This window comes from Paenibacillus sp. LHD-38 (assembly GCF_031157315.1).
Classification (GTDB): domain Bacteria; phylum Bacillota; class Bacilli; order Paenibacillales; family Paenibacillaceae; genus Pristimantibacillus.
In genome coordinates, this window is record NZ_JAVIFU010000114.1 from 1 (window position 1) to 3,301 (window position 3,301).

The following is a 3,301-nucleotide window of genomic DNA, read 5'->3' on the forward strand; positions in this document are numbered from 1 at the left end:
GTTCATGGATTGCAGTTACGGATTCCGACCGGAGAGAAGCGCACACATGGCGTTAAAGAAAATTCGTCAAGATGTAGATGATGGGTTTCGCTATGTCATAGACGCAGATCTAAAATCGTTTAGCGATATTAATTTTCAGCCGAGATCAGCGATCTAGGCGGTTGGGATTAGGTAAACCTTCGAAATCCTCGTCCAGCCGCAGTATCTCGTGAATTTTCGCTATGTCCCTGTTTTAGTGCCGTAAGGGGACTGAAAGGACTGCACAGGGTTACCCATAAGACCGAGCTGGGCGCGCATTTTATGCATCGGGTGGTGCTTCGAGAGCTCCTTAAGGTCTGCAATCGTAATGTGTAGGTAAATCTGGGTGGTCGTTAAGCTCTTGTGGCCTAGAAGCTTCTGAATGGACACCAAGTGAGCCCCTTCTTGGAGAAGGTGCGTGGCACAGGTGTGGCGCAACTTATGCGGTGTGACCTGTTTGTCAATTTGAGCATCTTCGGCATATTTCTTGACCATAAACTGAATAGCACGAGGAGTTAGGGCGCCGCCTTTCTTGCTTACGAATAGTTCAGGGATACTGCTCGATCTGGATGACAGGTATTCCTGTATGGCCTCGTCTACGGTCGGATCGAGCGGTACATAGCGTTCGCGGCCGCCCTTGCCAGAAATGAGAATGCGTCCATCCTTACGGTTAATGTCCGTAGTTTTAAGCGAGCATACCTCGCTTACACGCAACCCCGCAGAGTAGATTAAAGTAAGAATGGTACGGTCGCGACGACCTAGGATAGTAGTGGTGTCAGGCATCGCCAGAATGCTTTGCATCTCTTTATTGTCCAAGACAACGGGTAGGCGTTCCGGTGTATCAAGCAGCTTGGGCCACTTTTCGCGCTCATCCATTTTAGAGTCCAAGAGCTCCATAAGAATGAGGAAATCTACGAATGCGGATAAGGTGGCTAGCTTGCGCCCTATAGCGGCAGATGCGTTCTTACGTTCCACGCGAAGGTAACGAATGTAGTCCACTACGACTTTCGCCTTGGAGGGGTTATCCACCTGTGGGCAATGAACAGAGCAAAATGTTTTCCACACCTTCAGGTCGATGGCATAGGCCTCCGCTGTTTTGGGACGGCAGCCACGGACCATTTGTGCAAATTCTAAGAAGTCTTGAATGGTGGATTCACTATTCATTGGATTTCGCTCCTGACGAAGGTGTAATGTTTTTGCGCAGCAGGCTGACGGCTTTTCGGATGTCTTCGAAGTCCGCATGTGCATAAGGTGTAGTTTCAGCCAGCGTCTTATGGCCGAGTGCTTTGGCGATGACTTCGATGCGACCGCCTCTTTGAATGAGATGGGCAGTAAAGGTGTGTCGGATCGTGTGAGGGCTTACCGGCTTATGCAAGCCTGCTACCTCCGAGTAATGACGGATGCGCCTGGCCACGGTCCACGGCTTCAATCTGGTGCCTTGCAAATTGAGTAATAAGGGTCCGGTCTTCTCTTTGCGGTGCAGACCGACATACTGCTTCAGATCGTCCAAAGCTGCTTTTGGAATGGCAATTTGCCTGTCACGACCCTTGCCTTCCCTGATGTGAACCCAGCCTTCTTTCAGGTCTACGTCTTCGATGTCCAAGTTGCTAAGCTCTCCTACACGAATGCCGGTGGAGTAGAGAACGAGCAGGGTGATGTAATCCATAAAGCCTTCTGGAGTAGATCGGTCTGGTGAGGCGAGCAGACGCAGCATTTCATCTTCCGTGAGATATTCCTGTTCTTTGGGTTGCCTTGGTACCATCTTGAGCGCCTCCATGGGATTGTCCGATCTCCAGCCGCGGTCCACGGCGTAAGCAATGAATGAACGGAGATGGGATAGGTTTTTATCTATGGTACATGGCGAGATTCCGGCTTGTCTACGGCTACTTAACCAACGGATGATGTCTGCGCCGCGCAAGGCTCCGACACCTTGTTCCATACAGGATGGACACCCTACGGCAAAGCGAGTGAGACTGAAACGGAATTCTTTCAAGGAGCCTTTACTGTATTTACCCATGCCCTCCGCTGTTCGAAGAAATTCCTCGATCTGCTCCGAGAGCGTGCCTGTAAGAGCGTCCGCTACAGGTGTTACGGTATATTTTCGACGATGAGGGCTTTTGAGCTTTTGCCGTGATCCTTCCACTAGCTGGAGCTTAGGGCGAACGGGTATGGTTGCTACATTGATCGGATGCGCTTCCAGTGTTGCCGCAATCTCCGGATTTTGTATCCGCGCATAGTGAAGCGTTGTGGTGATGCGCTTGTGACCGAGCCAATCCTTAATGTAGACAATATTGCTGCCCTCTTGGTAGAGATGAGTCGCGCAGGTATGACGCAATTGATGAGGGCGCAACGGCTTCGTCCACATCTCAGAGTAGCTTCGGAACGTAACACCGACTAAATTATTGTCCATAGCTTCTTTTCTCCAGGTAAGAAACAGCGGTGCGTCGGCAGTAAGGTCTTGCCGTGTGGCTAGGTAGACCTGCAGTAGTTCCAATACTTCTCCGACAACGGGAACCCTTCGGTCCTTACGCCCTTTTCCGGCACGGATGCAAAGGATCTGCTCCTCCCAGAGCACATCACGCAGTCTGAGATTGGCTGCTTCACCAGCTCGAATACCTGTTGCATACATGAGGGCAAAGAGTGCTAGATTACGTTTGCGGATCGGATCGAACTGTTTACGCCCCAAACACGATTCGATCTGGCGACGAAGTTCCTTAAGGCAGTCTTGAATCTCTTCAAACGTGGCGATCTCAGGTAGGGCCTGATGGGCGTCCAGATTCGTGTATGAGAGCCCAAGTGCAGGATTGTTCGAACGGTATTCCTGTTGGTGCAGATATGTAAAGAATGAACGTATTTGGCTGACGATGAGATTACGGTAGCCAAGGGATTTGCCCTCTGTACGTTCGATGCAGTAATTCTCAAGGTGAACGAGTTCGACCGTTTCAAGAACAAGAGACCGTGCTTGAAGATAGGCTGCCAGCTTCATTAATTCTCTCCAGGTGCCAAGGACGACTTTTGGGGTATACCCCCGGATAACGGTTTGATATTCTCGATAGCTTTCGATGATAGACTCCACAAGACGTGCTCCTCTCTCTTTCGCTAGTGTACAGGATCTGGCGATCCTGTACACTGTCGAATCTCATAGGTCTATCTTATATCGCTAAAAAATCGTATTTCGACACCATCCCGCATGAGAACCTCATCACGATGGTGAAGGAAACGGTTGTGGATGGAAGCGTGCTGTCATTGGTGGAGAAATTCTTGAAGGCCGGAATCTTGGAAG

2 protein-coding genes are annotated in these 3,301 nt (G+C 50.3%); both read right to left on the reverse strand.

All coding sequences use genetic code 11. The annotated features are described in order from the left end of the window. Positions 1–219 precede the first annotated feature (219 nt). Positions 220–1,182, reverse strand: coding sequence for a site-specific tyrosine recombinase/integron integrase (xerA, locus tag RCO25_RS34405; protein WP_309000537.1), 963 nt, complete (start codon positions 1,180–1,182; stop codon positions 220–222). Then, positions 1,175–3,094: a tyrosine-type recombinase/integrase gene (locus tag RCO25_RS34410; RefSeq protein ID WP_309000538.1), complete on the reverse strand. Its 1,920-nt coding sequence runs from the start codon at positions 3,092–3,094 to the stop codon at positions 1,175–1,177. Before RCO25_RS34410 ends, xerA begins: the two co-directional genes overlap by 8 nt. Positions 3,095–3,301 lie beyond the last annotated feature (207 nt).